This window comes from Paenibacillus sp. P4_E11, assembly GCF_056401635.1.
The window spans coordinates 1-2,593 of sequence record NZ_JBFUIX010000319.1; the positions used below are offsets into that span (position 1 = coordinate 1).

The window sequence follows — 2,593 nt, forward strand, 5'->3', positions numbered from 1 at the left end:
GCTCTATTCTTTATGCTGCACCCCCTGTGGTCGAGCCATTCCCGATCGGCATTCATGTGCCTCCTTCGCCCGCACAAGGGAATGATACTACATATGGGGAGATCCAGGACATGAACGCCAACGTTATCGTTGGCGGGAATAACTTGGTAACCAAATCAACCAACGAACGTGCATTGAATCTGGCAGCAACTCATGGTATTAAAATTCTCGTAGATGACTGGGGTTTCCACTGGAAGACGGATATGCTGCGTCAATATACGGCCGATGGAGGGATGAATGTTCGTAATGACAATCTTCTTGGTCAAACCTTCATGTCCCCTTCCACTGAAACAGGCTGGATTATCGAAAGAGTGGAATTGACCTTGGACGGAACCAGCTGTCCTGCCGGAGCCAGCATGGCCATGAAAATTTATACGGATCCTAGCAAGACCCAATTGGTTGCTACCTCTTCACCGTACCTCTGCTCTACGGCTTCCACGCGTCCGGAATTCATTTTCCCTTCCAACACCAATGTAGCAACTAACACCTCCTATTACATTGAACTTTATACGGGCAGTACGGTTAACATAGGACTAGTGAGATCTAGTACAACCGACGTATATGCCGGTGGTCAGGCTTATGTGAACGGGGTGGCGCAGAGCAAAGATTTGACCTTTGAAATTCGCTTCTATCAGGCTGTACGACCGTACAGCGATGGGAACGTGCAATCCACATCATTGCTCGATGATTTGACTAATTATTATAAAAACAATCCAAACGTTCTTGGCTATAATTTATGGGACGAACCTTCGTCTGCTCTATACGCCAAACTCGATGATGCGGCAGATCGGCTCCATCAAGAAGATCCAGATGCATCGGTTAGGGTGAATTTGTTTCCTAATTACGCTACAAGTAGTCAGCTTGGGATGGATCTACTTGCTAACGATACCGTGACCTCAACTCAACCTGTGGGGCAGACGTTTCGAACGGCTTCGGATCAATCCACCATTTCTACGATGCAATTGTGGCTGGATTCCACTACATTCTCAAGTGGAGAATCCTTGACATTGGCCTTATGGGACTCAACGACTAAGACGTCGAAATTGGCGGAGCAAACGTTGACTAGCGCCTCCAACAATTGGCCGCTATTCACCTTAAATGCGACTGTCAGCCCGAATACGAACTATTATTGGGAGATAACCCATAATGGGGCAGGCGATAATTCTGTAAGTTTGCAACGTTCACCTACTGGCGCTAACTGGATGAATAACGGCACTGGGTATAAATCAGCGGTCGCGTTGGATGCTGATTTCTGGTTTACGATCAACCAGAACATAGTAGGTGGCACCTATGAGGATTATGTATATCGTTGGGCAAGCATGAGACCGGATTTTCTCTTGTTCGACTACTATCCGTTTCTTGCCGCTTCCGACAGGCTTACCTACTWCGACAATCTGGAAGTGATTCGCAGGCAGTCTCTAGCTCATCATATAGACTTCTGGTCTTATATTCAGTCCTTCACCAGATCTGGTTATCGGTTTCCGAACGAAAATGAACTGAAGTATTCCATATACAGCAACTTGGCGTATGGAGCCAAAGGGTATATCTTCTACACTTACGAATCGTTAGGAACTGTAACCGGATTGATCTTACCTGATGGTACGAAACATTCTTCCTATAATGCGGTCAAGACTATCAATGCTGAGGTGCAAAAGCTTGGTCCTACGCTGAATACTCTTACTTCACAAGCAGTTTATAATACGGGCACTCTTCCGAGTGGAACAGTCGCACTTCCAACGAGCTTTTTCTGGCAGCCAACAGATACTAGCCAACCCCTTATCGTAGGATCATTCACAAACGACAGCGGGCGCAAATATGTGATGGTAGTAAACCGGGATTATACGAATTCCCGAACATCCTCGTTCACATTATCCACTTTGCCATTATCGGTAACGGAAGTATCGAAGACTACTGGATTAGAAGTCGGCACGAATTATAACCATGTGAGTGGAACATTGTCTTCCACGTTTGCTCCAGGAGAGGGTAGGCTGTATGCCCTCACAGAAGATACAGAGTCACCAGAGTCGGTGGTTAGCTTACAAGGAGTGAATGCGCACGATTGGTTCAGCAGTGATGTCATCGTGAAGTTATCGGCATCCGATAATTCGTCCTCCGTAGCAGCAATTGTATACAGCATGGACAATGCCAACCAATGGAGTACTTATCAAGGTCCTATCGTACTAAGTGAGAACGGGCAACATCATTTGGCATACAAGGCCTCAGATTATAATGGCAATATTGAAACCGCGAAATCGATCACAATCAAGGTTGATAAACTGGCGCCTGTTGTTCATGTAGATCGAGGCGGTACACCGTTAGCCCCTKGAACCGTAGTCGAAGACTCTGATAATATGGCAATCCATGTCACGGCAGAGGATGTACATTCCGGGGTCGATACGATCTCCATAACCATTGATGGCCAATCTTATACTTCTGGTTCCGTAATACCTGTGGCAGGTAAGCTGGGGTCCCATCAAATTCAAGCCACTATTACAGATCATGCGGGGAATGTGGCTAGCACCACAATCATCTTTCAAGTGATTACGAGCCTGTC

General features: G+C 46.5%; 1 protein-coding gene. It reads left to right on the top strand.

The genetic code is table 11. The features are described 5' to 3' along the window. Positions 1-110: 110 nt before the first annotated feature. The coding region (locus tag AC1DWB_RS33395) for an OmpL47-type beta-barrel domain-containing protein (protein WP_477545393.1) at positions 111-2,593 on the top strand (2,483 nt) is incomplete at its 3' end.